We start from the raw sequence: 25617 nt of genomic DNA on the forward strand, positions 1-25617 counted from the left end.
CGACGGCGGCGCCGACCCGGCCGCCTCCACCAGCGCCACCGGCGGCACCACGGCCCCGGGCGCCGACACGGCGACGCCCGGCACCGCCCAGCTGCCCACGGCACCGGCGGTGACCCGGCTGCGCAACGCCGCCGCCGACCTCTGCCTGGACGTCCGGGGCACGGTGAAGGAGGGCGCCGGCACCGAACTGGCGGCCTGCTCGAGCGAGCGGACCCAGCAGTGGTCGTACGAGAAGGACGGTCTGCTGCGCAGCGAGGCGGATCCGCAGCTGTGTCTGGACTCGCGCGGGGACGCGGGCGTGGTCATCCTCGGCACCTGTGCGGGGGAGAAGACGAAGCGGTCGGACGACGTGCGCTACGACCTCACCGTGCGGGGGGAGTTACTGCCTCGCTGGGACGAGCGGCTCGCCCTCGCCTCCACCACCGGGGCCCCGGGCGCCGACGTCGTAGTCAAGGTCCGCGACGACTCGGACCAGCAGCGCTGGCTGACCGACCCGCGCTCCAGCGCCGGCCCCGGCTCGCTGTCGGTCACCGGGAGCGAGGCCCCGCAGGCCCGGCCGGCGGAGCTCACGGACCGGATCTAGGGACCAGGGAGGCCTCCGCTCACGGGAGGCCTCCCCTCAGGCGGGGCCCTGCACGAGGTCGTCGGGGCCGACCGTCGCCGGTGTCGCGTGTCCGCAGAGCGCGAGCGTGAGGTCGAGCTCCGCGAGCAGACAGCGGATCACGTGCTCGACGCCGGCCTGTCCGTCCAGGCCGAGACCGTAGACGTACGGCCGCCCGAGGAGCACCGCGCGGGCGCCGAGTGCGAGGGCCTTGAAGACGTCGTCCCCGGTGCGGACGCCGCTGTCGAAGAGGACCGTGAGCCGGTCACCGACCGCCTCCACCACCCGCGGCAGCGCGTCGGCCGCCGCGACCGAACCGGCCACCTGGCGGCCGCCGTGGTTGGACACCACGACCCCGTCCATCCCGGCGTCGGCGGCGAGGCGGGCGTCGTCCGGGTGCAGTACGCCCTTGAGGACGATCGGCCCCTCCCAGTTCTCCCGCAGCAGCGCGAGGTCGGGCCAGGTCTTGCCGGGATCCGCGAACATGCCCACGAAGTGCAGCACGGCCGCGTTGGGATCCTCGTGCACCGGCTTGGCCAGACCGGCCTGGAAAGCCGGGTCGGAGAAGTAGTTGGCGGTGCCCACGCCGTGCAGGAACGGCAGATACGCCTGGTCGAGATCGCGGGGCCGCCAGGACAGCAGCGGAGTGTCCAGGGTGACGACCAGGGCCGTGAACCCGGCGGCCCGGGCCCGGTTCAGGAAGCTCAGCGCCACCTGCGGGTCCTTCGGCCAGTACAGCTGGAACCAGCGCTCGGCGTCCCCCATCGCCTCGGCGACCTGCTCCATCGGCGTGCTGGAGGCGGACGACAGGATGTACGGCACGCCCTGTGCCGCCGCTGCCCGGGCCGCCGCCGACTCCGCGTCCGGGTGCATGATCGACAGAACGCCGACCGGCGCCAGCGCCAGCGGGGCGGGCAGGGCACGCCCCAACACCTCGACGGACAGGTCGCGTTCGTGGACGTCCCGCAGCATGCGCGGCACGATCCGGCGCCGCTCCAGCGCCGCCCGGTTCGCCCGCGCCGTACTGCCGTCGCCCGCACTGCCCGCGACATAGCCCACCGGCCCGGGGCCGAGGCGCTGCTCGGTGAGCTCCTCCAGCCGGGTCAGGTCGGTGGGCAGCCGGGGCACCGCCCCGGACATGCCGTTCAGGTAGATCTCGTACTGGAAGTCCGCCCAGTGCTTGGCCATCCGTCCGAACCGCCTCTCGTCGTCGGGTGCGCCGACGATATCCGCGGGCGGACGCTGGTCAGGAGGGGAGGGCCGAGGGAGAAACGGACTCGGCGAGGATCCGGGCCAGTTCGCGCGGCCGGGAGAACATCGGCCAGTGGCCGGTGTCCATCTCGACCAGTTCCCAGCGCTCGCTCCTGAGCAGCTCGGCCACTACGGGCATCGGCTCTTCGTCGTCGAGGAGGCACTTGATGTAGGTCGCCGGAAGCTCGCCCAGGGGGCGCGTGAGGACGGCGGGCTCGGTGAGCGTCGCGCCCGGGTGCGGAGACGAGTGGTCGATGATCCTGGCGATCTGTTCGTCCGTCAGGCCCTGGTCGGCGTAGTGCTCCGGGCCCACCGGCAGCCAGAAGCCGTCGCTCTCCTCGATCGCCTTGCGGACGTGGTCGCTCGGCCACCCCGACAGGAACGACTCCCCGTCGACGGGCACGCCGGCATCCACGAACACCACCCGCGCGAGCCGGTCGCCGATCCTCTCGGCGGCCTGTCCCACGGGTATGCCGGAGTAGCTGTGCCCGACCAGCACCACCTCGCGCAGGTCCAGCCGCTCCACCTCGTCGACGATGTCCTGCACGTGTGTCTGCTGTCCCGCGGGCACGCCCCGCTTCTCGGCGAGGCCCGACAACGTCAGCGGACGGGGGTCGTGCCCGGCCGCGCGCAGCTCGGCCGCGACCTCGTCCCACGCCGACGCACCGAGCCTCGCGCCCGCCACCAGTACGAAGTTGGTCATGCCCGCAATGTAGCCGAGGGCACCGACACCGCATCCGGCCCGGTGATCGGCGGCACCGGCACCTCGACCGTGCGGGCCGGCCGCGCGCCCCCGGGCCCGTACACGGCCCGCGGTTCGGGGAAGACCCGCAGCAGGGTCAGGAACAGCACCGCCGCCACCGCCAGCGACAGCGGCAGGCTGATGTCGACGCCGTTCGCCAGGTCGCCCAGCGAGCCCACGAACTGGCCCGGGATGTTGGTGAACAGCACGCCGATCACCGCGGACACCCACCACGCCGTCATGCCCCGCCGGTCCCAGCCGTGCGCGAACCGGTGACGGCCGCCGCGCGGCTGCCGTCCTGCCGGGGTGTGCCGACCGTACGGTCATCCATCCTCCGGGTCCCCGGTGGAGGAATCGGCCACCCCCTCGGTGTCCGGACCCCGCTCCCGCACCCGCTGGACGTGTTCCAGGGAGTCCCGCAGTTCGGCGAGCCAGTCGTCGGTGTGCCGCTGGACCAGCCGGACGCACCAGGCGAGGGCGTCGCTGCGGCTGCGGGCGACGCCGCCGGCGATCAGGGTGTCCAGGACCTGGCGCTCGGGCTGGCGCAGCCGGGTCATGACGGGCGCGGCGACATGTGTGAACAGAGCACGCTCGCCGTCGCACTCCACGCCCCAGGACACCTTCCGGCGGAACTTGTGCTCGGCCTCCCGGGCGACCTCGACTCGCTCCTCCCGGGTGCGTTCCCGGAACTCCTGGATCCTGCCCTGTACGGCCGCCTCCCGCTCGGCGGCCGAGACGTCCTCGGTGAGCCGGGGGCCGGGGATGCGGCCGATCACGGTGATCTCCTCGCGGTCGACGACCACCTCGACCAGCGCCTCGAAGAGGTCGTCGGGCAACCGGCCGGTGAACCAGCCGCGCAGCTTCTCTCGTTGCTCGTCAGTAATCATGTAATGACGATTACTCCGTTGCTGTAGGAATGCAAGAGGCTGTGACGGTGTGCGCTGACGGCTGAAGCGGAATGTTTCAGGCCTATTGCGCAGGCGGGGTATTCAGGCCATCCGGCCGGATCGGGCGATCAAGAACCGCCCGGTTGAGGGGCTCGCCTGTTCGGATGATGTGACTTCGCGCCACTGATTCAACACGCAAGGTTACTGAAAGCCGTGGGGTCGATGTGAAGTTCGGTCCAGGACTCGGCAGACTCGCGCTCGCCGCTCCGGCACCGACCGAGCCGGAGGGCACACCCTCGAATCCAGCGGAAGGATGCACACAATGCGGAACACCGCGCGCTGGGCAGCGACCCTCGGCCTCACGGCCACCGCCGTCTGCGGACCCCTGACCGGAGCCGCCCTCGCGGAACCGGCCGCCGCCTCGGGCCTCTACGCTCCCTCGGCCCTCGTGCTCACCCTCGGCCACGGCGACAGTGCCGCCACCGTCACCCCGGAACGTGCCGTGACGCTCACCTGCGCCCCGACCTCCTCGGGCACTCATCCGGCCGCGACTGTGGCCTGTGCCGAACTGCGTGCCGTCCAAGGGGACTTCGACGCCCTCGGGGCCAGATCCGACGCCCTGTGCACCAGGGAGTACAACCCCGTGGTGGTCACGGTCGACGGCGTCTGGCGCGGCAAGCGGGTCTCCTACGAGCGCACCTTCGCCAACGAGTGCGTGAAGAGCTCCTACGGGACGAGCGTCTTCGCGTTCTGAGAGACCGGGATCGCGGGGACCCCGTGACCTGCCCGAGGGGCCGGTGGCTGGGGAGTGCCGCCCCTCTCACGGAACACCGTGATCCCGCACCGAGGTCCGGCGGACGGAGTGGGGCCGTCCGCCGGACCCTCGGGTCACGTCTTCTCCACCACCGTGAACCCGCCGTCCCGTCTAGGAGCGGGTCCGTTCCCGGTGGCTGGTGTCGCACCACGGATAGCGGCGACTGCGCCGACAGGTGCACAGGGCCACCCGGAAGCGGTCGGAGGCGACGGTGCTGCCGTCCTCCAGTTCCACTTCCACGGGGCCCTCCACGAGCAGCGGGCCCCGGTGCTGGACCCGGATGCGGCGCGGTCGGTCGGACTCAGAGGGGGAGTTCGGCACGGACGACCACCAGCTCTTCCTTTGCGTCGTGGGCGGCGTCGGCGGGCAGCAGACCGCGCTCGCGCAGCCATGCCTCCCGGGTGCGCAGCACCGGTCCGAACGCGATGCGGTGACGGCGGGTCACGGCGGCCTTGAGGCCTGCCGCGCGCAGATGCCCCACCGTCCGTCCGGAGTCGGAGAGTTCGGAGTGCACGATCAGCAGCACCCCTCCGGGGCGCAGCAGGCCGGGTGCGTCACGGCAGACGCGGTCAAGGACGAACCGCCCGTCGTGGCCCGCGTCCCAGGCCCGCGCCCTTCCGCGTGGCGGCGGGGCGTCCGTCGGTGCCGGCACGTACGGCGGGTTGGTCAGGATGAGGTCGAACGACTGGTCCCGCACGGGGTGGAAGAGGTTCCCGCGCCGGACCCGGACCGACGCGCCGGTCAGCCAGGCGTTCGCGCGGGCCGTGCACACCGCTCGCCACGACACGTCGACCGCGGTCACCCGGCTGCCCCGGCGCGCCGCCTGGAGAGCGAGGGCACCGGTCCCGGTGCCCACGTCCAGAACGTCCGCGCCCGGTGGCAGCGGTTCTTCGGACAGGGCCCCGGCCAGCAGCGCGGTGTCCTCCTGGGGGCTGTAGACACCGGGAAGGGTCAGAGGTGGAATCAGTGATCTCACGCTGCCCAAGTACCCCGACATTCAGGAAATATGGTGGATTTCGGAAAGCGCAGGGGTGCGCAGCGACGAGCGTCCGTCCGTCCAGTCGCGCAGCAGGCGCTCGGCGAGACGGTCCTCGACGAGTCCGGTGACGTCGATACCGAAGGCGACGTCGGCGGCGAGGTGCGGTTCCTCGGCCAGCAGACCACCGATGACCTCGTGGCGTACGACCTGTTCGTGGACGGCGTCGGCCTCGACGTGCTCGTCGTAGAAGTGCTCGGCGGCCGGTCCCGCGCCGGTGCGGCGCATCGCCTCGGCCAGTCGCCGGGAGCCGGGCGAAGAGGTGATCTCGACCGCCGCGAAGTGGCCCACCAGAGCTCCGCGCAGGCTGCGGTGCAGGCCCAGCAGGGACATGAGGTTCACCGTCGCGAGCATCTCCGCGCAGGCCGCGTCCAGGTAGTACCCGTACGTCGTGTCCAGGCCCAGGTCCGTCATCAGGTCGGCGAACAGGCGGGCGTGGACGCGGTCGGGGCGGCCGCCGCCGAACTCGTCGAACTCCACCGCCGCCATGCCGGCCTTGGCCCGGCCCCACAGCCGCGGCAGCACCCACGCGTGCGGGTCGGCCTCCTTGAGGTGGTAGAGCGAGCGCTGGGCCGCGTATTCGCGTACGTGCCACAGTTCGCCCTCCTTGCTCAGGAAATGGCTTACTCCGGTGCCGTCGACCGGTTCCACGAGAAGCCCGGCGAGCGCGTCCTCGACGCTGTCGTGGGGCGCGGTGTCCGTTCGCAGGGCGGACAGGAAGCGGTGTTCCAGGACCGCCCTGGTGCGCAGCAGCCCGGGGTCCCACTCGTGGTCGCCGGAGACACCCGAGAAGCCGCGGTAGTGCAGTTCGTAGCAGATGTAGAGGGCGAGCTGGAGGTCGTCGCCGTACACGTCCGCGCCCGCGACGGTCTCGTGCCGAGGCAGGGGTCCGGCACCGAGCAGATACTCCTGGACGGCGGCGGAGACCGGGCCCCGGGCCGGCGGCAGCGGCGGTTCTTGGCGATCGTGATCCATGTGCCCCGGGTACCCGTGAAACGGGAGGTCACCCGCCTGCTCGGGGGGCCGGGTAGGTCGTCGCCGGCGGCCCGCCCGCGGGGCGCGCCGCCGGTGGGTCACTCGCCCTCGGACTCCTCCTGGGCCCGGGCGTTGGGGGTAATGGCTTCAGCGGCCTCACCCTTGCGCCCGCGCTTTGCGTCGGGGTCCCGGACGCGCTTCTCGGCGTCCTCGAACTCGTGCAGGACCTCGTCCAGGGCGGTGTCCGGCTTCTGCTTCTTCTCCGGCACGGCTGTCTCCTCTTTCTCTTCGTGCTCTTCGTTCAGGTCGTGGCGGCCGCGATGCGCAGGGGGACCGGCTCCACGGGAGCGGCGGTGTGCTCCTCGTTGCGGCGGGCGATCTCGGCCCACCAGGAGGCGCCGTCCTCGATGTGCCGCAGCAGGACCCCCTCGCGGATCGCCCAGGGGCAGATGGTGACGGTCCTGACGCCGGTGAGTTTCATCGCCGTGTGTCCGACCACCGCACCGGCCAGGCTCTGGGCGGCGCGCGGCGCGGAGATGCCGGGCAGTTCGGCCCGCCGTGCGGCCGGCAGGGCGGCCAGAGCCTCGACGGCCTCCCGCAGGTCGGCGCGGTGCATGCGCCGCTCCACGAACGGACCGCGCCGGCCGGGCGGGGTTCCGCACAGTCGTCCCAGCTGCTCGAAGGTGCGCGAGGTGGCCACCGCGGTGCGCGGTCCCTCCCAGCGGATCCGCGACGCCACGTCCCGCAGCTGGTGCCGGACCTTGCGGCGCAGTGCCCGCACCGCCTCCAGGGGCGGCGGGTCCTGTCCCCCGAAGAACTCATGGGTCAGCCTGCCCGCGCCCAACGGCAGCGAGGCCACGTAGTCCGGCAACCGCCCGCGTCCGAAGGCGACTTCCAGTGATCCACCGCCGATGTCGAACAGAGCGAGCGGCCCCGAACGCCAGCCCATCCAGCGCCGCGCCCCGAGGAACGTGAGCTCCGCCTCCACCTCGCCCGGCAGGGTGTACAGCCCGACGCCGGTCCGGGTACGGACGGTGCGCAGCACCTCCTGACGGTTGGGCGCGGACCGCACGACGGCGGTCGCGAAGGCCAGCGGACCGGCCGCACCCCACTTGGCGGCGGTCCTGCTCGCCTCTTCCACCGCCTCCACCAGCCGCTCCACGGCCTCCTCGGGCACCGGGCCGCCCGGCCGCACATGATCGGAGAGTCTCAGCCGCCACTTCGCCGTGTGCACCGGCAGTGGCACCCCGCCCTCGGCGTCCGCCACCACGAGCCGGACCGTGTTCGATCCCACATCCACCACGCTTATCCGCATGGACCTGTGGGTACCCACGGACGACCGCCTCCAACGTCAGCCGTTCTGCCGGAGCGTCGCTCTCGGCCACCGGCCCGGCACAGCGCGTCGCTGTCGCCTGGCGGGGAACGCGAGAGGGGCCGCCGTCTCCCTGCTGACGGCGGCCCCTCGGACCAAGCGGCTCCTGCTGTGGTTACTACATGTGTACGACGGGTGCGGCGTTCTCAGCCTGCTCCGGCACTCCGCGCCGGAAGAGCAGGAAGGTGATCAGCGCGCCGACGGCGAAGAGACCGGCCGACCACCAGAAGGCGGTGGTGTAGCTCTCGATCGTCGCCCCGGCCTGGACCAGTTTGTTCGTCGGGTCCTTGCCGACCAGGTAGTCGGTGGCGGCGCTCGCGGCCAGGGTGTTCAGCAGCGCGGTGCCGATCGAACCGCCCACCTGCTGCATGGCGTTGACGGTGGCCGAGGCCACTCCGGCGTCCTCGGCCGCGACCCCGCCGGTGGCCAGCTGCATGGCCGGCGGCATGACCAGGCCGAGGCCGAAGCCGGTCACGATCAGCTGCGGCAGTACTGCGGACAGGTAGCTGGAGCCGACGTCGATCCCGGTCAGCCAGACCATGCCGACCGCGGCGACCGCGAAGCCCAGCGGGATGACCAGCCTCGGTCCGATCCGCGGGACCAGCATCGTGGTGCTGACCTGGGCCGCCACCATCAGTGCGGCGACCATCGGCAGGAACGCCGCGCCCGTCCTGGTCGGGCTGAAGCCCAGGTTCAGCTGGAGGTAGTAGGTGAGGAAGAGGAAGACACCGAACATGCCGCCGCCGGAGATCAGTACGGCCAGGAAGGAGGCCGCCCGGTTGCGGTCGAGCAGGATGCGCAGGGGCAGCAGCGGGTGCGCGGCACGGGTCTGCCACCAGGTGAAGGCGGCCAGCAGCGCACCGCCCGCGACCAGGAAGCCCCAGGTCTCGGGAGAACTCCAGTCGTGGGTCTCGGCGTTGGAGAAGCCATACACCAGGGAGAAGAGACCGGCGGCCACGAGCAGCGTGCCGGGCACGTCCAGCTTGGAGTTCGCGGCGTCACGGTGGTTGTGCAGCAGCACCCAGCCGCCCACGAAGGCGACGACGGCGATGACGACGTTGACGTAGAGGGTCCAGCGCCAGTCGAGCGCGTCGGTCAGGACGCCGCCGAGTAGCAGTCCGACCGCACCGCCGGCACCGGCGATGGCGCCGTACACGCTGAACGCCCGGGCCCGCTCGCGGGCGTCGGTGAACGTCGTGTTGAGCAGGGACAGCGCGGCCGGCGCGAGGAGCGCGCCGAAGGCGCCCTGCAGGGCACGGGCGGTGACCAGCATCTCGAAGTTGGTGGCGGCACCGCCGAGCGCGGAGACGGCCGCGAAGCCGACGACACCGACGAGGAAGGCCGTCTTGCGGCCGAAGAGGTCGGCTATCCGCCCGCCGAGCAGGAGCAGGGAGGCGAACGCCAGCGCGTAGGCCGTGACGATCCACTGCCGGTTGCCGTCGGAGAAACCGAGGTCGGCCTGGGCCGAGGGCAGGGCGATGTTCACGATGGTGGCGTCCAGGACCACCATCAGCTGGGCGAGCGCGACGACGGCGAGAATCCACCATCGCTTGGCCGAAGCGGCCGCCGGGGCCTCGACGGCGCCCTCCTGACCGCTCTCGGACAGAGTCTTCTGGGACATGGGAACAACTCCAGGGAAAGTCGGCTGTGCTCGACCGGCTCATAAACGAAACCGTTTCGTACACGTGGAGGCTAGACCATGTCGAGCGAAACGGCAACGTTTCGCTGAAGGGGTGGCCCCCAGCGCCGCTACGCCATCTGCCGCCGCACCAGCTCGTGCAGCCGGCCGCCGGTGTCCGCGAGGAGCTGCGCGGGCGGCCCCTGCTGGGCGACCTTGCCGTTCTCCATCACGATCACCCGGTCGGCGTCCAGCACCGTCGACAGCCGGTGGGCGATGACGATCCGGGTGGCGTTGAGGGCCTTGGTGGACTCGATGACCGTGCGCTGGGTGTCGTTGTCCAGGGCACTGGTCGCCTCGTCGAAGAAGAGGATCCGCGGCCGCCGGATCAACGCCTGGGCGATCATGAGCCGTTGGCGCTGGCCGCCGGAGATGGCCCCGCTGCCCGAGACGATGGTGTGCAGCCCCATCGGCATCCGCTGGATGTCCTCCGCGAGCCCCGCCATCGCGGCCGCCGCCATCGCCTCCTCTGGCGTGTAGGGCTCGGTGCCGCAGATGACGTCCAGGATGGAGCCGGTGAACGGCTGCGCGTGCTGGAGGACGACACCGCACTGCCGGCGCACCGCCGACTGGTCGAGGGCGGCCAGGTCCTGGCCGTCGTAGAGGACACTCCCGGAGACCGGCCGGTCGAAGCCGATCAGCAGCCGGAGCAGGGTCGACTTGCCGCAGCCGCTCGGGCCGACGATCGCCACGAACTCACCCGGCCGGATCTCGAAGGACACGTCGTCCAGGACCAGGGGACCGTCCTCGGAGTAGCGGAAGGTGAGCCTGCGGGCCTCGATCGCGCCGGTGAGCGGCCCCGGACGGGTGCTCGCGGTGCGCACCTCCGGCTGCGCCTGAAGGACCGGCTTGATCTCCTCGAACAACGGCAGCGCGGCCACCGCCGAGACGAAGGCGCCGGTGAGCTGGGTGACCGCGGTCAGCAGCATCGTCACCGAGGTGTTGAAGGTGAGGAACTCCGCCGCCGACATCGAGCCGCGCGCCGGGCCCGCGAGCAGCATGAACATCAGCAGCGTGCACAGCGGGAGATAGACCGAGCCCATCACCGACGTGAGGTTCTTGATCCGGCCGACCTTCTGCTGGAGCTCGCGGCTGCGGGCGAACTCCGAGGCCCAGGCCGCGTACGCGTAGTTCTCCGCGGCCGCCACCCTCAGCTTGGGCAGACCGCGCAGGGTCTGGAAGGCCTGGTTGTTCAGCTTGTTGCCGAGCACGACCAGCCGCCGCTGCCAGCGCACCTGCCAGAGCCCGAGGCCGAGGAAGCCGGCGGCGATGACGACCAGCATGCCGATCGCCGCCATCGCCATCGGAACGCTGTACCAGAACAGCAGGCCCAGGTTCATCGCCCCGATGGTCACCGACTGGGCGACGGTGGGGCCGATGCCCGCCATCATCCGGCGGATCGAGCTGATGCCCATGGCCTGGCTGGCCAGTTCGCCGGTCGAGCGCTCGGTGAAGAACTTCGTCGGCAGCCTCAGCAGCCGGTCCCAGACGGCCGGTTGCAGGGTCGCCTCGATACGGCCCTCCAGACGGAGCATGGTGAGGTTCTGCAGCAGCATGAAGGCCGCCGTCACCACCCCGCTGACCATCACGGCCAGACACACCTGCACGATCAGAGCGGTCTGGGCCTTCGGCACGAACTCGCCGAGCACCTTGCCGGTCGCGATGGGGACCAGCGCGCCGATCGCCACCGTCACCAGACCGCTGAGCAGCAGGTTCGTGACATCGCCGCCGGTGCCGCGCATGCTGAACCGCAGCAGCCCGAGCGGGCTGAGACCGCGGTCGGGCAGCGGTCGGTAGAACATCACCGCGCGCGGCTCGAACTCCTCCGCGTTGTCCTTCTCGATCGGCGTCTCGCGTCCCGTCGCCGGATGCACGGCCACATAGCCGCCGCGCCGCCACAGCAGCGCGACCGGCGCACCCGACAGCGCCCGGTGGCCCACCAGCGGGCCGACGTTGTCGCGCCACCAACTGCCGTCCAGGCGCACCGACCTGATCCGGACGCGGGAGGCGAGGGCGATCCGCTCGACCGGGTCGAGACGGTCGCTCTCGGTGCCGCTGTGCGCGTTCTCGGCGAGCGGGATCCCGGCCGCGTCGGCGACCAGCTTGCAGGCCGCGTAACTCGCGTCGGCGTCGGCCGTCGTCGCGCGCTGCTTCGACTTGCCGATGGACGCCAGCAAGGTCCGGTCGGCCTGGGCGCGCACGGCCTCACCCGCCTTGATGCCGGCGGCCGTCCGGGTCTCGTGGGTGCGCTCCAGCTGCTCGATCCAGCGGTCCAGCGTGGTCAGCAGCCGGTACTGCTGGTCGACCATGGACTGCCAGACCGCCGGATCCATCAGCAGGTCGGCGGCCGCCTCGGCGCCGTAGAGCGAGCCGTACTGCACGCTGCCCGGCGGCACCTGCATCCAGAAGACGTCGTCGTCGGTCGGGGCGGCGGCCCGCTCGTCGGCCATCGGCGCCTGGAAGAGGATGGACAGACTCCGGCCCACCCCGAGCGCGAGGGCGTACTCCAGCGGGCTCGTCGTCGGCGGCACGTACTGGGGATTGCCGTACTCGTCGTACGACCACGTCTGGGTGTGCGCGGGCTCGTACAGCTCGCGCAGGCCGATGCGGTGCACCACGCAGTCCCTGAGCGGTCGTGCCACCAGGGTGTGCTGGGGGCCGGCCACCGGCCCGAGCAGCAGCGCGCCCGGCTCCAGACGGCCCAGGTGGTGCCAGTGGCCCTGCTGTCCGGCATCGACCGCGAACAGGTCCACCGCGCCCGACACGACCAGCCAGAGCACCTGCGGCCCTTCGAGGTCGATACGGCTGAAACCGGCGCAGTCGACCCGCGTGCCCATCTGCCCGAGGGCGTTGAGGACGAGGTCACCGTCCTGGGGGGAGGTGATGTCTGGGGAGGTCATGTCACCGTTCCTTGACCAGCGCCGCGTACGCGCCACCGCGCGCCACCAGCTCCTCGTGCCGCCCGCGTTCCACGATCGTGCCGTGCTGCAGTACGACGATCTCGTCGCTGTCGCGCACCGTGCTGAGCCGGTGCGCGATCACCACACAGGCGCAGCCGCGCTTGCGCAGGTTGTCCATGACGACCAGCTCGGTCTCCGCGTCCAGCGCGCTGGTCACCTCGTCGAGGACCAGGATGCTGGGCCGGCGCACCAACGCCCGCGCGATCTCCAGGCGTTGGCGCTGCCCGCCGGAGAAGTTGCGGCCGTCCTGCTCGACCCTGCTGTGGATGCCGCCGGGGCGGCGCATCACCACGTCGTACAGGGCCGCGTCCCGCAGCGCGTCCACCACGGCCTCGTCCGGGATCGACGGGTCCCACAGCGCCACGTTGTCGCGGACCGAGCCCTCGAAGAGGAAGACGTCCTGGTCGACGAAGGACACCGAGGATGCGAGCGCGCCGCGCGGAATGTCGTCCAGGCGCTGTCCGTCGATGCGGATCACGCCCTCCCAGGGCGTGTACAGCCCCGAGATCAGCCGGGAGACGGTCGACTTGCCGCTGCCCGAGCCACCGACCAGGGCCACCTGCTGGCCGGGGCCGACGGTCAGGTCGAAGCCGGTCAGCAGGGGCTTGTCGAGCGGGTTGTAGCCGAAGGTGATGTTCTGCAGCTCGACATGGCCCTGCAGCCTGCGCGTCGAGTCGCCGGCGCCGGGGCGGCCGTAGAGCGGGTCGGCCTTGAAGTTCTCGACGTCCTTCAGCCGGGCCACGTCCGCCGCGAAGTCCTGGATGCGGCCGGCCACGCCGTTCAGGCGGGTGATCGGCGCGGTGAAGCGGGTGACCAGGGCCTGGAAGGCGACCAGCAGACCGACGGAGATACCGCCCTCGATCGCCCGCATGCCGCCGATCCAGAGGATGAGGGCGCTGTTGAAGGTGGCCAGCATCGGGGCGACCACGCCCAGCCAGGCGCTCGGCACCCCGAGCCGTTGCTGCTCCTCCAGCGTGGTGGCGTGCTGCCCGGCCCACTTGCGGAAGTAGCCGTCCTCGCCGCCGGTCGCCTTCATCGTCTCGATCAACTGCAGGCCGGTGTACGCGGTGTTGGTGAGCCGGGCGCTGTCGGCGCGCAGCTTCGCCGTGCGCGTGGCGCGCAGCCGGATGACGACCCGCATGGCCACCACGTTCAGCAGGGCCACACCGATGCCGACATAGGTGAGCTGGGGGTCGTAGGTGTAGAGCAGGATCGCGTAGAGGACGACGACCACGGCGTCGACGCCCGCCGCCGCTAGGTCCCGGGACAGGGTCTCGGCCACCTGGTCGTTGGACTGCAGGCGCTGCACCAGGTCGGCCGGGCTGCGCTGGGAGAAGAACGTCACCGGGAGGCGCAGCAGATGGCGCAGGAAGCGGGCGCTGGACAGCGTCGAGGAGATGATGCGGCCGTGCAGCAGGTTCGCCTGCTGGAGCCAGGTCAGGGCCAGGGTGAGGGCCACGCAGGCCCCCATCGACGCGAACAGCACGCCGAGCAGCGAGGTCTGCCCCCCGATCAGGAACATGTCGATGTAGGTGCGGCTCAACGCGGGAGTGGCCGCGCCGACCAGCACCAGCAGCAGGCTCGCCAGCACCGCCGTCGGCATGGTGCCCGCGGTGCCGCGCAGCCGGGCCGGCATCGCGCCGAGAACACCCGGCTTGCGGCCGCCCCTGGTGAAGCCCTCGCCGGGCTCCATCACCAGCACTACACCGGTGAAGCTCCCGTCGAAATCCTCCATCGGGACGAAACGGCGGCCCTTGCCGGGGTCGTTGATGTAGACACCGCGGCGGCCGAAGCGGCGGCCCATGCCGTCGTAGACGACGTAGTGGTTGAACTCCCAGAACAGCACCGCCGGCGTCTTCACCTCGGCGAGCGCGGCCGTGTCCATCTGCATGCCCTTGGCCGTCAGGCCGTAACTGCGGGCCGCCTTGAGGAGGTTGCTGGCGCGCGAGCCGTCCCGGGAGACACCGCAGGCGATGCGCAGCTCCTCCAGCGGGACGTGCTTGCCGTAGTGGCCGAGCACCATCGCGAGGGAGGCCGCGCCGCATTCCACGGCCTCCATCTGCAGGACGGTGGGCGTACGGACCGTCTTCGCCTTCCCCTTGGGGACCGGGCGTCTGGGCGGGGCGGAGCGGCGCCTGCTCCGGGTGTCCTGTGCGGTGCTCACGGCAGCAGCCAATCGACGGGACGCTGATCGGCCAGCCGGATCGAACCCGAGGCCACGGTCATGGAGGTGAGGGCGAAGGGCGGGCCCTCGGCGGAGGACCACCGGTAACCGCTCTTCGTGCTCCTGGACCTGTCCAGCCGCACGAGTACGGCGACCGGCCGGCCCTCCTTGGTGAACTGCTCGCCGAGCTGGCTGTCCCCGAGGAACGCGGCGATCTGCTGCGCCGACTGCGCCGAGCGGTCCACCGACTTCACATGGCCGCGCAACACGCCGTACTCCTGGGTGGGCACCGAGGAGACGGTCAGGTCCACGGCGGCGTCCTCGGGAATGGAGGCCGCGTTCTCGGCGGGTACATAGACCGTGGCGTACATCGGATCGGAGGCGTGGCCGACCTTCTCCACGGCGGCGACGTTCGCGCCGGTCGAGATGATCTGCCCGATGGTGGCCGCCAGTGCGGTGAGCCGGCCCGCGGCGACCGTGCGGACCAGGGTGTCGCCGTCGACCGTACGGACCTTCAGTACGGGGGAGTTGGCGGGCAGTCGGCTGCCTTCCTTGGCGATCACCTGGGTGACCTGGCCCGCGACCGGGCTCTGCAGGATGTAACTGCCCTGCCCGTGCGTGAGGATGGCGGGCGCGCTCACCGTGGAGGCCACCGACCCGGTCACCGCCCACACGCAGGCGGCGGCCATCACGACCACCGTCACGGACATCACCAGCCAGCCCTGCGGCCGGGCGAAGCGCACCGGAAGGTCGAGCTCCTCCGGTGACTGGAGCTTGGCGAGGGCCTGTTGGCGGAACTGCACGGGTCTTCCCTCACCTGCGAAAGCTGAATGCTGCCAATGAGAAAGGACCGGCTCGCGCGAGCCGGCCGCATTACGGCACCCAAGAGTCCCGGAACCGCCGGTTTGCGGCTCCGGGACGGGTTGACCACAAGAGAGTGATCAGACCGCAAAGAATGCGATCAGAGACCGGAGACCAGGCCGGAGACCGGGGCGGTGTTCAGGCCGGTCACACCCTCGACCGTGCCGACGACCGTGTTGACCAGGCCGGAAACCGGGGCAACGCCGTCCACCAGGCCGGTGACGGTGCCGAGGGCGTTCAGCTGCAGGCCGCCGGAGACGTTGTCGAGGTCCGCGTCCGAGATCTCGACGGTCTCAACCTGGGGGGTGGAGTTCATGATGGAACTTCCCTTCGTATGGGTATTTCACAAGGGGGAGCGGCCCCCTCTGGGGACAGATGACGGCCGCAATCACAAAGCGCCGGATCCCGTTTCCGGGAACCCCGACGGCCTTGCGGTGCGATGGATCAAAGCACGCGGCAGCTCCGCCCTTCCAATTAACCACCCGTCTCACCAGGGAACTTGAGTCACGGAAGCCGCCATCCGTGCAGGCTTGCGCACGCCTTGGTGCCGACTTCTTCACAGGTGATGTCACGGCGGCGTGAAGGGACCCTTGTCGTCGCCGTGGCGAATGCGACACTCCTCGCCAATGACATGGCTGCCGGTCCGCGCTTGTGCAGAACTTCCGCTCGGGGTGACCCGGTTGCGCATTCGATGTGCAGATTCGCTGGAGAGAGGATTCGGGGCGCTGTTCGCAACGGACCGTCGCCGACCGTTTGCTGAGCGTGTCAGCCCAGAAGTGCGCAGACCGTGCTCGCGCGGGCCGCGAGGTCACCCGACGCGGACTCGGTCATCGTGATGTCGGCGAACGCCATGCGGCGGCCCAGTTTGGTGACGACCGCCTTGATCAGGACATCCGAACCGGACACCGCCCGCTGGAAGCCGGTGGACTGCTGCACCGTCGTCATCGGTCCGTAGGCGCCTCTGGCCGCCGAGACGGCGATCACGGTGGCGGTGTCGGCGGCGGCCATCAGGGCCTGGCCCGACAGCGCGCCGCCCTCCCGCGCCAACCGCTGTGACCAGGGAAGCCGCAGGACCGCATGGTCGTCGCCGAGCGTCTCGACCGACAGGCCGAGGTCGAGGACCCAAGGGGCGAAGTTGTCGGCGAGGACCTTGTCGGCTTCGGCGGGCGTCATCGTCATATGGGGGATTGTTCCCGCCCGCGGCCCGCCCGGCACGGCCCGTGGCCGAATCGGCGTGGCAATCGGGGCGTAAAGAAACGGCATTGAACGCACCGCGTGCACCGTGCGTACCCATGGCCATCCAGGCGCCCCGAACAACCAACCGCCATAGGGCGGTTACAGACTCCGGTCCCCCAGGAGGTCGAGAAGTTTGAGTCACAAGCGAATTCCGAAGCGCAAGGCCGCGTTCGCGGCAGGCACCGTGGTGGCGCTCGGAGCTGCCGCGATTCTGCTGCCCAACGCCAACGCGTCCCAGGACGGTTCGTCGAACGACGCGGCGGCCATCGCACCGAAGACTCTGAAGGCGACGGACGCCTCGGATCTCGCCTCGCAGCTCGAGAAGTCGCTCGGCGACGCCTTCGCCGGGTCCTACTACGACACCGACAGCAAGCAGCTCGTCGTGAACGTCATATCCGGTGACAGCAACGTCGTGGTGCAGGCGAAGAAGGCCGGCGCGCAGGTCCGAGAGGTCGACAACAGCCTCCCCGAACTGGCGGCCGGCGCGAAGACCCTGAAGGAGGAGGCGACCATCCCGGGCACCTCCTGGGCGGTCGACCCGCGCACGAACAAGATTCTCGTGACCGCCGACAGCACGGTCACCGGCGACAAGTGGAACACCATCGAGTCGACCGTGAAGAGCCTCGGCTCAGACATGGCGACCATCAAGAAGTCGGCCGGCACCTTCAAGACCTTCGTGTCCGGCGGTGACGCGATCTTCGGCGGCGGCGCCCGCTGCTCGCTCGGCTTCAACGTCACCGCCGGCGACGGCAGCCCCGCCTTCCTGACCGCAGGTCACTGCGGGGTCGCGGCCGAACAGTGGTCGGACACCCAGGACGGCCAGCCGATCGCCACCGTCGACCAGGCCACCTTCCCCGGCGACGGTGACTTCGCCCTGGTCAAGTACGACGACCCGGCGACCGTGGCACCCAGCGAGGTCAACGTCGGCGGCGGCCAGACCGTCGCGATCAGCCAGGCCGCGGACGCCGAGGTGGGCCTCCAGGTCTTCCGGATGGGCAGCACCACGGGCCTCGCCGACGGCCAGGTCCTCGGACTCGATGCCACCGTCAACTACCCGGAGGGCACGGTCACCGGGCTCATCCAGACCGACGTCTGCGCCGAACCCGGCGACAGCGGCGGTTCGCTGTTCACCCAGGACGGCTCGGCGATCGGTCTGACCTCCGGCGGCAGCGGCGACTGCACCGTGGGCGGCGAGACCTTCTTCCAGCCGGTGACCACCGCCCTGCAGGCGGTCGGCGCCACGCTCGGCGCGGGTGACGCGGCCGGCGGCGCGGGCGCCGGCGACGACCAGGCCGGCGGCGAGGAGGCCGGTGCCGGTGCCGGCGCGGGCGCCGGTGACGAGGNGCAGGCGGCGACGCCGGGGCCGGTGCGGGCGAGGAGGCCGGTGCCGGTGGCGACGCGAGCGCGAGCCCCGGTGAGGAGGCCGGCGCCGGTCAGGAAGTCGGCGGCGAGCAGGCCGGCGGCGACGTGATCGGCGGCCAGGAGACCGGCAACGGCCAGGAGACCGGCAACGGCGCGGGCGATGCCGCCGGCGATGCTGCGGGTGATGCCGCGGGTCAGACGCACAACTGACCCCGTCGCTCTGACACCACACCCAGAACCGGCCGCGTCGGCAGCGGCCCACCCCCCCCACCCTCCGCTGCCGACGCCGGCCCGCACGACCATCTCCCGGCCACACCGCGTTCCGGCCCGGGAGGTGCAACGGTCCGGCCCTCCGGCGGGAGGGCCGGACCGGCGTGTCCGCACCGGGCGGGCCGTCGGCTCGCCGCCCGTGGCCCGTGTCAGTCCCGGGCCCGCAGCAACAGCAACGCCACGTCGTCGATCCGCTCCCGCGCGGCCGCGCTGCGCCGGACGAGTTCGTCGGCCAGCTCCTCGAGCGGACGGTCACCGGCCTCGGCGAGTTGCCGTCCCAGATCGGCCAGCGCGTCCTCGATGTCGACACCGGGGGACTCGATCAGTCCGTCGGTGTAGAGGGCGAGGACGGAACCGGGCGCGAGGTCCACCTCCGTCGTCGGGTAGACGGCCGAGCCGTCGATGCCCAGCAGCGGGCCCCCGGCCAGGTCCAGTACCCGTACCCGGCCGTCCGGTCGCAGGAGCAGCGGGGGCGGATGCCCGGCCCGGGCCATGACGGCCCGCCCTTGTCGCGGATCGAGCCGCAGATACAGGCAGCTGGCGAACAGCTCGGCGCCGAGGTCGATCAGCAGCCGGTTCGTCGAGCGCATGACCTCCGCCGGTGCCTGGCCGACGGTCGTGTACGCCCGTACCGCCGTCCGGATCTGCCCCATCAGCCCGGCCGCCGTCACGTTGTGTCCCTGCACGTCCCCGATGACCGCCGCCGCCGGCCCGCCCACCGGCACCAGGTCGTAGAAGTCGCCGCCGATGTCCATGCCCTGCGTGGCCGGCAGATAGCGGGCCGCCGCGTCGATGCCGGGCAGCGAAGGCAGGCTGTGCGGCAGCAGGGCCGCCTGCAGGCCGTGCGCCAGCTGGTGCTTGGCGTCGTACAGCACGGCCCGCTCCAGGGCCTGCGCGATCAGCCCGCCGAGACTCGTCAGTACCGCCCGCTCGTCCGCGGGGAAGGGATGCCGTTCGGCGTAGGCCAGCACACAGGTGCCCACCGGACGCCCGGAGGCGATCAGCGGCAGATAGGCCCAGGCCTCGAACCCGTCCGGGGTGGCGTGCCGCCTCGGATACAGGCGCTCCAACTGCTCCCGGGAGTCGAAGAACGCCGGCACCCCGGTGGTCAGGGCGTGCGTACCCGGCGTCGGTTCCGACAGCGGCAGCCCGTCGAACCGCTCCACGATCCGCGCGTCCGGATACCCGCGATGCCCGAGCACGCGCAGCCGGCCCGCCCGTGAACCGAGGACGACCAGTGCCCGGCTCCCCACCGCCGGGGCGATCTCGTCCGCCACCAGCTGCACCACGTCCTGCACACCCACCGCCTCGGTCAGCGCCCCGGCCAGGCTCAGCACCTGCGAGATCGTGACCAGCCGGGACGGTGAGTCCCCGGGCTGCGGACCGGACCGGTTCATCTCCGTCACCGCCCGGGCCCGGCTGACCCGGACGCTCAGCCCGGTCGTGCTCGGGTACAGCCGGAACGACAGCCAGTCCCCGGGCGGTCGCAGCGCCACGAACGACGTGCTCTGCTGGCTGAGCAGCGCGGCCCGGTAACGGTCCTCGTAGACCGGGTCGTTGAGCCAGGGCACCGCCGCCCACAGCTGCGAGCCCAGCAACTGGGAGGCCGTTACACCGATCAGCTCGGCCGCCGCGGCGTTGGCGAAGGAGATCCGCCCGTGCAGATCGAGCGAACACAGTCCGTACGGCAGCCTCGCCACCATCCGCGCCGCCTCCACCGTGCCCAGCGTCCCGGCCGCGCTTCCGACCTGGGCCCCGCCCAGCAGATCCGGTTCGGTGTGCGGCGACAGGTTGTCCTCCACCGCCCGCTCCAGCCGCACCGCGAGCCGCCCGCAGGCCGCGATCAGATGGTCCCGCTCCCGGTCGGACAGGTCCGGCGGGTGCGAACCGGGCCAGGTCACGAAGACGGCGCCGTACACCTTGGACGAGGTCGCCACCGGCACCGCGGCCAGTGCGAAGGGATACGGCAGCACCACCGCGATCCGCGGATAGCGGCGTGCCATCTCGTGCTCGCCGCCCACCCACACCAGCCGCCGCTCCCGTACCGCCTCCGCGACCGGGATCGGCGCGCTCAGCCCCACCCGCTCCCAGGGCGCCGCGAACGCCCGCGGCAGGCCCGCCATCACCGACATCTCCAGCACGGGTTCGTCGGCGGCCAGGAGATACACCGCGCCGGAGTGGGCGTGCACCTCGTCCATCATCGACGCCAGCGCGAGGGAGAGCAGTGGCCGTCCCACCCGGGTCCGTGCGCTCGCCGGCGCCTGGGCGGACCTGTGCCCGTCGGACACGCCGACCACCTCCTCGCACGGGCGCGTCCCGCAAGGGGCGCGGGCCGCTGTCGCGTGCCGGGCCCCCAGGGATCAAATCTCCCCCCTCACGGCGGGTCCCGCACGGCGAGCCTTCCCTCGCGCGGGCACACGGCTGCCCGCGCGACGGCGAGAACGACCGCGTACCCCCTCGGCCCCGGGCCATGCCCCCTCAGTGGAAGCGCGCGGCTGCACACGGGCGCCCTCTATGCGCCCCCGCGCACCCTGATGGCCAGTTCTTCGCGCCCGAGGGCGGTCCAGGACCCGAACAATGGGGCACGCGTTCATGCCACGGAAACAAGTACAGCGAGTCGAGGGGGACGAGCAGTGATCCGGGTGCTTCTGGTGCACGACGCGTGTCTGGTGAGATCGGCCCTGGCGGAGTGGCTGCGCCGGGAACCGGACCTCGGGGTGTTCGACACCCCGTGGCACACCGCGCCCGGCCGGCTGCGAGCGGTACGTCCCGACGTCTGCGCGGCCGACCTCGACTGCTCCGACGCGTACGGCATCCCGCCGCTGGGCGAGTTGTCCGTGTGTGAGCCGGACCGGAGTCCGCCGCGCCTTCTCGTGATGGCCAGCGCCAACCGGCCGGGGCTGCTGAAACGGGCCGTCGAGGCGGGGGCGCTCGGGTACGTCGACAAGGAGGGGGCGGCACCGGAGCGGCTCGCGCGCGGGATCCGGCGGGTCGCCGAAGGGAAACGTTTCGTCGACGACTCGCTGGGCTTCGGTTTCCTCCAGGCCGCCGAGATGCCGCTGACCAGACGGGAGCTGAGCGTGTTATCCCTCGCGGCCGAGGGGGCCTCCATCGCGGAGATCGCGGGAAGCCTGTGCCTGTCCCACGGGACCGTGCGCAACTACATGGCCGCGATCACCCGCAAGACCGGGGCCCGCAACCGCATCGACGCGATCCGGATCTCCCAGGGGCAGGGCTGGCTCTGACCGCTTCGGGGCGACGGCCGTCCACCCGCCCACGAGTTCGCGGTACGCCGGCGAGTCGCGCACCAACTCCTCGTGGGTGCCGTACGCCGTGCGCGGGCCGTCCATCAGCAGCACGCGCCCGGCGCGGCGGGCGGAGCTGATCCGGTGGGCGACGACGACCAGTGTGGTGCCCGGCCGGCTCGCGAAGGCCCGCTCGGCGCGTTCCTCGGCCCTGGGGTCGAGGTGGCAGGTGGCCTCGTCGAGCAGGACGAGGGGGGCGTACGACAGGTAGGCCCGGGTCAGCGCGACGAGCTGCCGCTCACCGGCGGAGAGGGCGGCCGGGTCGACGGTCGCCCGGGTTCCGCCGAGGGCTTCGAGCAGCGGGGTGAGCCCGACCGCCCCGGCCGCCGCGAGCAGCTCGGGCTCGGGCACCGGATCCGGCCGCAGGTGTCCGAGGTTCTCGGCGAGGGTGCCGGTGTGGACGTAGGCCTCCTGCGGGATCAGCACACGCAGCGCGGCGGCGTCGGGGGAGGGGACGGGAAGCCCGCAGAGCAGGATCCGGCCGCCGGTGGGGTGGAGAAGCCCTGCGATGAGGGCCGTGAGGGTGGACTTCCCGATCCCGCTGGGGCCTACGACGGCCAGGTGGGCGCCGGCCGGGACGTCGAGGTCGAGCCGGTCGACGACGGGGGTGGCGGCGGGGCCGTAGGCGAAGGAGACGGAGGCGAGGGAGAGGGCGGGGGCGCGGTCCGTCGGGTGCGGTGCGGTGCGGTGGGTGGGGCCGGTGTCGAAGTCGGGGGCTGCGTGTGCGGCGGCCTCGGTGGGGCCGGTTTCGCACCCGTGGTCCGCCGCCCGAGCCCGGGCGTGCGGGACGAGGCGGTGGCCCGGCTCGGCGGTCCTCGCGTCGGCGAGGCCGTCGTCGGTCTCGGCGCCGCGCGCGTCCGACTCCGCGGGAGCGCTTGCGGTGGCGGTGAGGTCGTCGGCCAGGGGGTGCGTTTCGCTGCCCGGGCCGGTGGTGCGGGGGTGGTTGGGCTGAGGGTTGGTGTCGTGTGATTTCGTCCGTGCGGGCGTCTGCTTGGTGGCCGTGTGCGGCTCGGTCGTAGTGCTTGCGGTGGCGGTGAGGTTGTGGGCCGTGGGGTGCGTTTCGCTGCCCGGGCCGGTGGTGTGGGTGTGGTTGGGCTGAGGGTTGGTGTCGTGTGATCCCGTTCGTGCGGTCGACTCCTCGGTGGTCGGCTCGCGGACCAATCGTCGTAGGACCACCACCAGCCGGGATCCGCTCGTTCCCAGCCCGTGGACCAGGTTGCGCAGGGCGGGGAGCAGGGACTGGGTGACGTAGGCGAGGGCGCCGACCAGGGCGCCCGCGGTGATGCCCCGGGCCAGGAGCCAGGGCGCGCAGGCGAGGAGGAGGAGGATCGGGAGCTGGCCGCCGAGGGCGAGGGAGACCACGCGCAGGACGGACCAGCGGGCGAGGGAGTACGCGGCCCGCTGCTCGGTGTCGACAAGTCGGCCCATGTCGGCGGCGACCCGGTCCTCCGCACCGGCCGCCGTGATGTCCCGCAGCCCCGGGCAGACCCTGCCGAGACCCTCGGCCAGAGCCTCGTCGGCGACGAGGAACTCCTCCTGGCGGCGGGCCAGGGGACGCAGCGTGGCCGCGAACAGACCCAGTCCCGCGGCGAGCGGCGGCACTACGACCAGCAGGAGCAGCGGGTCGAGCGAGGCCAGTCCGACGACGGCCCCGGCGGCCGTGAACACGAACGAACGCGACACCATCACCAGCCCGGCGAACGTGTCGCGCGCGATCTCCACCTGCTGGGTCAGCCCGGACAGCGCCCCCGCGTCCGCCTCCCGCACCCCGCGCTCGACCACCCGCCCGACCAGGACGTCCCGCAGCGGCTCGACCAACGCGGCGACGGCGGCGTACACCCGTACCGTCCCCCAGGCGCCCACCAGCACCCCGATCCCGGCCACCCCGAGCCACGCGAGTCCGGTGCCGGGCCGTCCGGCCAGAAACCCCTCGTCCAGGGCGCGGGCGGGCGCGTACCCGGTGAGGAAGGTCTGCCCGGTCTCCAGCACGGACCAGCCACCGAGCCGGACGAGAACCCGCCACCGGGCCCGCAGGAACCGCAGACCGCGCGCGTACATCCCGTCGGTCACGGTGCCCTGCCTCCGTCGGCCCGCCCGCCTCGGGCGCGGCACCATGGCGATCCGTGGCTCATGACGGCCCCCGTTCCACGCTGTCCGCCCCCTCCGGTCCGCTCCCGAACACCGCCCGGTACTCCGCCAGGCGCCACAACTCCTCGTGCGGCCCCACCGCCCGCACCCGCCCTCCGTCCAGCCAGGCCACCGCATCCGCTCGGGCCGCCGTGGCGGTGCGGTGGGCGACGAGCAGGCGGGTGCCGCCGGCCCCGCCGTTCACCAGCGCCTCGGCGATACGGGCCTCCGTCACCGTGTCGAGGCTGGAGAGGGCGTCGTCGAGGATGAGCAGGCGGCCGCCGTGCGCGAACGCCCGGGCGAGACCGAGCCGTTGGGACTCCCCGCCGGAGCGTGGGGCGTCGGCGACGAGGGTGTCGTAACCGTGGGGCAGCCGGCGCACGAAGTCGTCCGCGTGGGCCGTGCGGGCGGCCTCCCGGACCCGGGCGGGGGAGGGGGACCGGAGTGCGAGGCCGATCTCCTCCTCGACGGTGCCGCCGAGCAGAGCGGGACGTTCGAAGGCGTACCCGATCGAACGGCGCAGTTCGTCGTGGGTGAGCTCGCGCAGCGGCACCCCGTCGAGCAGGACCTCCCCGGCGTCCGGTTCGGCGAGCCGCCCGGCGACCGCGGCGAGCAGGGACTTGCCCGCCCCCGACCGGCCCACCACCGCGAGCGTCGTGCCGCCCGGTACGACGAGGTCGACCCCGTCGAGCACGGCACGTGCGCCGCGCAGGGCGGTGACGCCGCGCAGTTCCAGCCGCCCAGGACCGGGCGGCAGCCGGCGTTCGCCGTGTCCGGCGGGGGACTCCGCGAGCACCTCGTCCAGACGTCCCGTCGCTGCCCGGGCCCTGGCCAGGCCTGCGAGTTGTCCCACCAGGACGCCGACCCCGGTGGCGAGGACCGCGTACCGGGACGCGGCGAGGACCTCGCCCACCGTGATCCGGTGCCGGGCGAGCAGCACTCCGGCCACGGCGACGACACCGAGCTGGAGCAGCGGGGCCACGGCGACGGACTGGCCCGAGGCCCGGCCCTGTACCTGCCACATGCGGTGACCGGCCTCGGACAGCTCGGGCAGCGGACGCAGGATGCGGGCCGTCTCCCGGTCCTCCGTCCCCGCGGCCCGGATGGTGCGGTGTCCGCCGACGGCCTCCGAGAGCGCCTGCGCGATCCGGCCCTGCACCTCCTGGTAGCGCGTCACGCACTCCCGGGTGTCACGGGCGAAGGCGCGCAGCAGCAGGGCGAGCACCGGCGCTCCGGCCAGGTACACGGCCGCGAGCCAGGGCGAGACGAGGCCGAGGGCCACGACGGCGCCGACCGGTCCGGCGAGTGCGGCGAGCAGTGCCGCGCGGGCGGTCGGCGCCGTGCCGGCCTGCGCGGCGTTGCCGACGAGGCGGGCGACGAGGTCACCGGGCCCGAAGCGGGCGGTGGCGCGCGGGCCGACGGCCAGGACGTGTCCGGTGAGGCGACGGCGCAGCCAGGCGGTGGTGCGGGCGTCGACGGTGCCGCCGAGGACGGTCTCCGCCACGTCGAGCAGGGCGATGAGGAGGACCAGCGCGGCGCAGTACAGCACCCAGCGGGTCGCCGGTGCCTGTGCGAGCAGGAGGTCCAGGGTGCGGCCGAGAGCGGCCGGCAGCAGCAGTCCGGCGCCGGTCGCGGCCGTGCTCACCAGGCACAGGAGCAGACAGCGCGCGGGGGCCGGGCCCAGGAGGCCGGGTGTGGTGGGCGGCGCGGGGCGAGTCGTCATACGGCGGCCTTCCGCAGATGTGCGGAACCCCGGGCGGCCCCTCCCTCGCGGGAGTGGACCGCCCGGAGTCATGGGCGCACGATGGCTGTCAGAGACAGAGCGTGACGCTCGCCGCGCTGACGCAGGACAGCAGGCTCAGGGTGCTGTTGCCGCCGCCGCCGGTGTGCTCGTCGGACTCCATCGTCTGCAGGTCGAGAAGTGCCATCTCGGTTTCCTTTCTTCGGTGTCGTCCACCCGTGGGGACGGGGTTGGG

The 25617-nt window shown here is 72.2% G+C and carries 21 protein-coding genes and 2 pseudogenes; 4 read left to right on the forward strand and 19 right to left on the reverse strand.

Annotation, left to right across the window (positions count from 1 at the left end):
• Positions 1-583 (forward strand): RICIN domain-containing protein (locus BFN33_RS10575; protein WP_141757959.1); only part of this gene is annotated, 583 nt, incomplete at its 5' end.
• Between the two features lie 36 nt (positions 584-619).
• On the opposite strand, the gene BFN33_RS10580 is transcribed toward BFN33_RS10575, so the two are convergent.
• The 4 genes and pseudogenes from BFN33_RS10580 to BFN33_RS10595 form a co-directional block, all read right to left on the reverse strand.
• Complete coding sequence (locus BFN33_RS10580) at positions 620-1789, reverse strand: lactate 2-monooxygenase (RefSeq protein ID WP_069759701.1); 1170 nt, start codon at positions 1787-1789, stop codon at positions 620-622.
• A 58-nt stretch (positions 1790-1847) separates the two neighbouring features.
• Positions 1848-2555, reverse strand: a complete 708-nt coding sequence (locus BFN33_RS10585; RefSeq protein ID WP_069759702.1) for an alpha/beta fold hydrolase — start codon at positions 2553-2555, stop codon at positions 1848-1850.
• A pseudogene (locus BFN33_RS10590) lies at positions 2552-2890 on the reverse strand (cytosine permease); the annotation flags it as partial. The gene BFN33_RS10585 and the pseudogene BFN33_RS10590, both read right to left, overlap by 4 nt.
• 27 nt (positions 2891-2917) lie before the next feature.
• The gene (locus tag BFN33_RS10595) at positions 2918-3481 is read right to left on the reverse strand and encodes a hypothetical protein (protein ID WP_069759704.1); all 564 of its coding nucleotides are present in this window, start codon (positions 3479-3481) and stop codon (positions 2918-2920) included.
• Positions 3482-3803: 322 nt separating this feature from the next.
• Here BFN33_RS10595 and BFN33_RS10600 point away from each other — a divergent pair, with 322 nt between their 5' ends.
• Positions 3804-4235, forward strand: a complete 432-nt coding sequence (locus BFN33_RS10600; RefSeq protein ID WP_069759705.1) for a protease inhibitor — start codon at positions 3804-3806, stop codon at positions 4233-4235.
• 171 nt (positions 4236-4406) lie between these two features.
• Here the strand turns inward: BFN33_RS10600 and BFN33_RS10605 are convergent, their stop codons facing one another.
• From BFN33_RS10605 to BFN33_RS10650, 11 genes are all read right to left on the reverse strand, one after another.
• Positions 4407-4616 carry a CDGSH iron-sulfur domain-containing protein gene (locus tag BFN33_RS10605; protein ID WP_069759706.1) on the reverse strand — a complete coding sequence of 70 codons (210 nt, stop codon included), beginning with the start codon at positions 4614-4616 and terminating at the stop codon, positions 4407-4409.
• The gene (locus tag BFN33_RS10610) at positions 4597-5292 is read right to left on the reverse strand and encodes a HemK2/MTQ2 family protein methyltransferase (protein WP_088245302.1); all 696 of its coding nucleotides are present in this window, start codon (positions 5290-5292) and stop codon (positions 4597-4599) included. The genes BFN33_RS10605 and BFN33_RS10610 overlap by 20 nt, the downstream gene beginning before the upstream one ends.
• Positions 5293-6306 (reverse strand): iron-containing redox enzyme family protein, encoded by a 1014-nt coding sequence (locus BFN33_RS10615; RefSeq protein ID WP_069759708.1) that lies wholly within the window; start codon positions 6304-6306, stop codon positions 5293-5295.
• 98 nt (positions 6307-6404) lie between these two features.
• Positions 6405-6575 (reverse strand): hypothetical protein, encoded by a 171-nt coding sequence (locus BFN33_RS53100; protein ID WP_176742356.1) that lies wholly within the window; start codon positions 6573-6575, stop codon positions 6405-6407.
• A 32-nt stretch (positions 6576-6607) separates the two neighbouring features.
• Entirely contained in the window at positions 6608-7621 is a 1014-nt protein-coding gene (locus tag BFN33_RS10620; RefSeq protein WP_069759709.1) for a hypothetical protein, read from the reverse strand.
• A 175-nt stretch (positions 7622-7796) separates the two neighbouring features.
• Positions 7797-9299, reverse strand: a complete 1503-nt coding sequence (locus tag BFN33_RS10625; RefSeq protein ID WP_069759710.1) for an MFS transporter — start codon at positions 9297-9299, stop codon at positions 7797-7799.
• 128 nt (positions 9300-9427) lie between these two features.
• Positions 9428-12256 (reverse strand): NHLP bacteriocin export ABC transporter permease/ATPase subunit, encoded by a 2829-nt coding sequence (locus tag BFN33_RS10630; protein WP_370743272.1) that lies wholly within the window; start codon positions 12254-12256, stop codon positions 9428-9430.
• A 1-nt stretch (position 12257) separates the two neighbouring features.
• A complete protein-coding gene (locus tag BFN33_RS10635) occupies positions 12258-14480 on the reverse strand; it encodes an NHLP family bacteriocin export ABC transporter peptidase/permease/ATPase subunit (protein ID WP_069759711.1) in 2223 nt (740 codons plus the stop codon).
• Positions 14477-15283 carry an HlyD family efflux transporter periplasmic adaptor subunit gene (locus BFN33_RS10640; protein WP_069759712.1) on the reverse strand — a complete coding sequence of 269 codons (807 nt, stop codon included), beginning with the start codon at positions 15281-15283 and terminating at the stop codon, positions 14477-14479. Before BFN33_RS10640 ends, BFN33_RS10635 begins: the two co-directional genes overlap by 4 nt.
• A gap of 158 nt (positions 15284-15441) precedes the next feature.
• On the reverse strand, positions 15442-15657 hold the full coding sequence (locus BFN33_RS10645; RefSeq protein ID WP_069759713.1) for a hypothetical protein: 216 nt from the start codon (positions 15655-15657) through the stop codon (positions 15442-15444).
• Positions 15658-16106: 449 nt separating this feature from the next.
• Positions 16107-16520: a PaaI family thioesterase gene (locus BFN33_RS10650; protein WP_069759714.1), complete on the reverse strand. Its 414-nt coding sequence runs from the start codon at positions 16518-16520 to the stop codon at positions 16107-16109.
• A 190-nt stretch (positions 16521-16710) separates the two neighbouring features.
• On the opposite strand from BFN33_RS10650, the gene BFN33_RS10655 reads away from it, so the two are divergent.
• The coding region (locus tag BFN33_RS10655) for a S1 family peptidase (protein WP_256122713.1) at positions 16711-17920 on the forward strand (1210 nt) is incomplete at its 3' end.
• Positions 17921-18358: 438 nt separating this feature from the next.
• Here the strand turns inward: BFN33_RS10655 and BFN33_RS10660 are convergent.
• Positions 18359-20506: a SpoIIE family protein phosphatase gene (locus tag BFN33_RS10660; RefSeq protein WP_069759715.1), complete on the reverse strand. Its 2148-nt coding sequence runs from the start codon at positions 20504-20506 to the stop codon at positions 18359-18361.
• Positions 20507-21085: 579 nt separating this feature from the next.
• Between BFN33_RS10660 and BFN33_RS55450 the strand changes: the two are divergent.
• Positions 21086-21370 (forward strand): annotated as a pseudogene (locus BFN33_RS55450) (LuxR C-terminal-related transcriptional regulator); the annotation flags it as partial.
• Here the strand turns inward: BFN33_RS55450 and BFN33_RS55455 are convergent.
• The 3 genes from BFN33_RS55455 to BFN33_RS10675 all read right to left on the reverse strand — a co-directional run bounded on the left by BFN33_RS55455 (position 21293) and on the right by BFN33_RS10675 (position 25569).
• On the reverse strand, positions 21293-23572 hold the full coding sequence (locus tag BFN33_RS55455; protein ID WP_069760213.1) for an ATP-binding cassette domain-containing protein: 2280 nt from the start codon (positions 23570-23572) through the stop codon (positions 21293-21295). The pseudogene BFN33_RS55450 and the gene BFN33_RS55455 overlap by 78 nt on opposite strands.
• A gap of 70 nt (positions 23573-23642) precedes the next feature.
• A complete protein-coding gene (locus BFN33_RS10670; protein WP_069759716.1) occupies positions 23643-25364 on the reverse strand; it encodes an ABC transporter ATP-binding protein in 1722 nt (573 codons plus the stop codon).
• 88 nt (positions 25365-25452) lie between these two features.
• Complete coding sequence (locus tag BFN33_RS10675; RefSeq protein WP_020117173.1) at positions 25453-25569, reverse strand: SapB/AmfS family lanthipeptide; 117 nt, start codon at positions 25567-25569, stop codon at positions 25453-25455.
• Positions 25570-25617: the final 48 nt, after the last annotated feature.

Source organism: Streptomyces sp. LUP47B (genome assembly GCF_001746295.1).
Classification (GTDB): Bacteria; Actinomycetota; Actinomycetes; order Streptomycetales; family Streptomycetaceae; genus Streptomyces.

Coding starts and splice junctions, on each gene's coding strand:
- BFN33_RS10580 (WP_069759701.1), bottom strand. CDS start 1,789: ATGGCCAAGCACTGGGCGGACTTCCAGTACGAGATCTACCTGAACGGC.
- BFN33_RS10585 (WP_069759702.1), bottom strand. CDS start 2,555: ATGACCAACTTCGTACTGGTGGCGGGCGCGAGGCTCGGTGCGTCGGCG.
- BFN33_RS10595 (WP_069759704.1), bottom strand. CDS start 3,481: ATGATTACTGACGAGCAACGAGAGAAGCTGCGCGGCTGGTTCACCGGC.
- BFN33_RS10600 (WP_069759705.1), top strand. CDS start 3,804: ATGCGGAACACCGCGCGCTGGGCAGCGACCCTCGGCCTCACGGCCACC.
- BFN33_RS10610 (WP_088245302.1), bottom strand. CDS start 5,292: ATGTCGGGGTACTTGGGCAGCGTGAGATCACTGATTCCACCTCTGACC.
- BFN33_RS10615 (WP_069759708.1), bottom strand. CDS start 6,306: ATGGATCACGATCGCCAAGAACCGCCGCTGCCGCCGGCCCGGGGCCCG.
- BFN33_RS10620 (WP_069759709.1), bottom strand. CDS start 7,621: ATGCGGATAAGCGTGGTGGATGTGGGATCGAACACGGTCCGGCTCGTG.
- BFN33_RS10625 (WP_069759710.1), bottom strand. CDS start 9,299: ATGTCCCAGAAGACTCTGTCCGAGAGCGGTCAGGAGGGCGCCGTCGAG.
- BFN33_RS10630 (WP_370743272.1), bottom strand. CDS start 12,256: ATGACCTCCCCAGACATCACCTCCCCCCAGGACGGTGACCTCGTCCTC.
- BFN33_RS10645 (WP_069759713.1), bottom strand. CDS start 15,657: ATGAACTCCACCCCCCAGGTTGAGACCGTCGAGATCTCGGACGCGGAC.
- BFN33_RS10650 (WP_069759714.1), bottom strand. CDS start 16,520: ATGACGATGACGCCCGCCGAAGCCGACAAGGTCCTCGCCGACAACTTC.
- BFN33_RS55455 (WP_069760213.1), bottom strand. CDS start 23,572: ATGTACGCGCGCGGTCTGCGGTTCCTGCGGGCCCGGTGGCGGGTTCTC.
- BFN33_RS10670 (WP_069759716.1), bottom strand. CDS start 25,364: ATGACGACTCGCCCCGCGCCGCCCACCACACCCGGCCTCCTGGGCCCG.
- BFN33_RS10675 (WP_020117173.1), bottom strand. CDS start 25,569: ATGGCACTTCTCGACCTGCAGACGATGGAGTCCGACGAGCACACCGGC.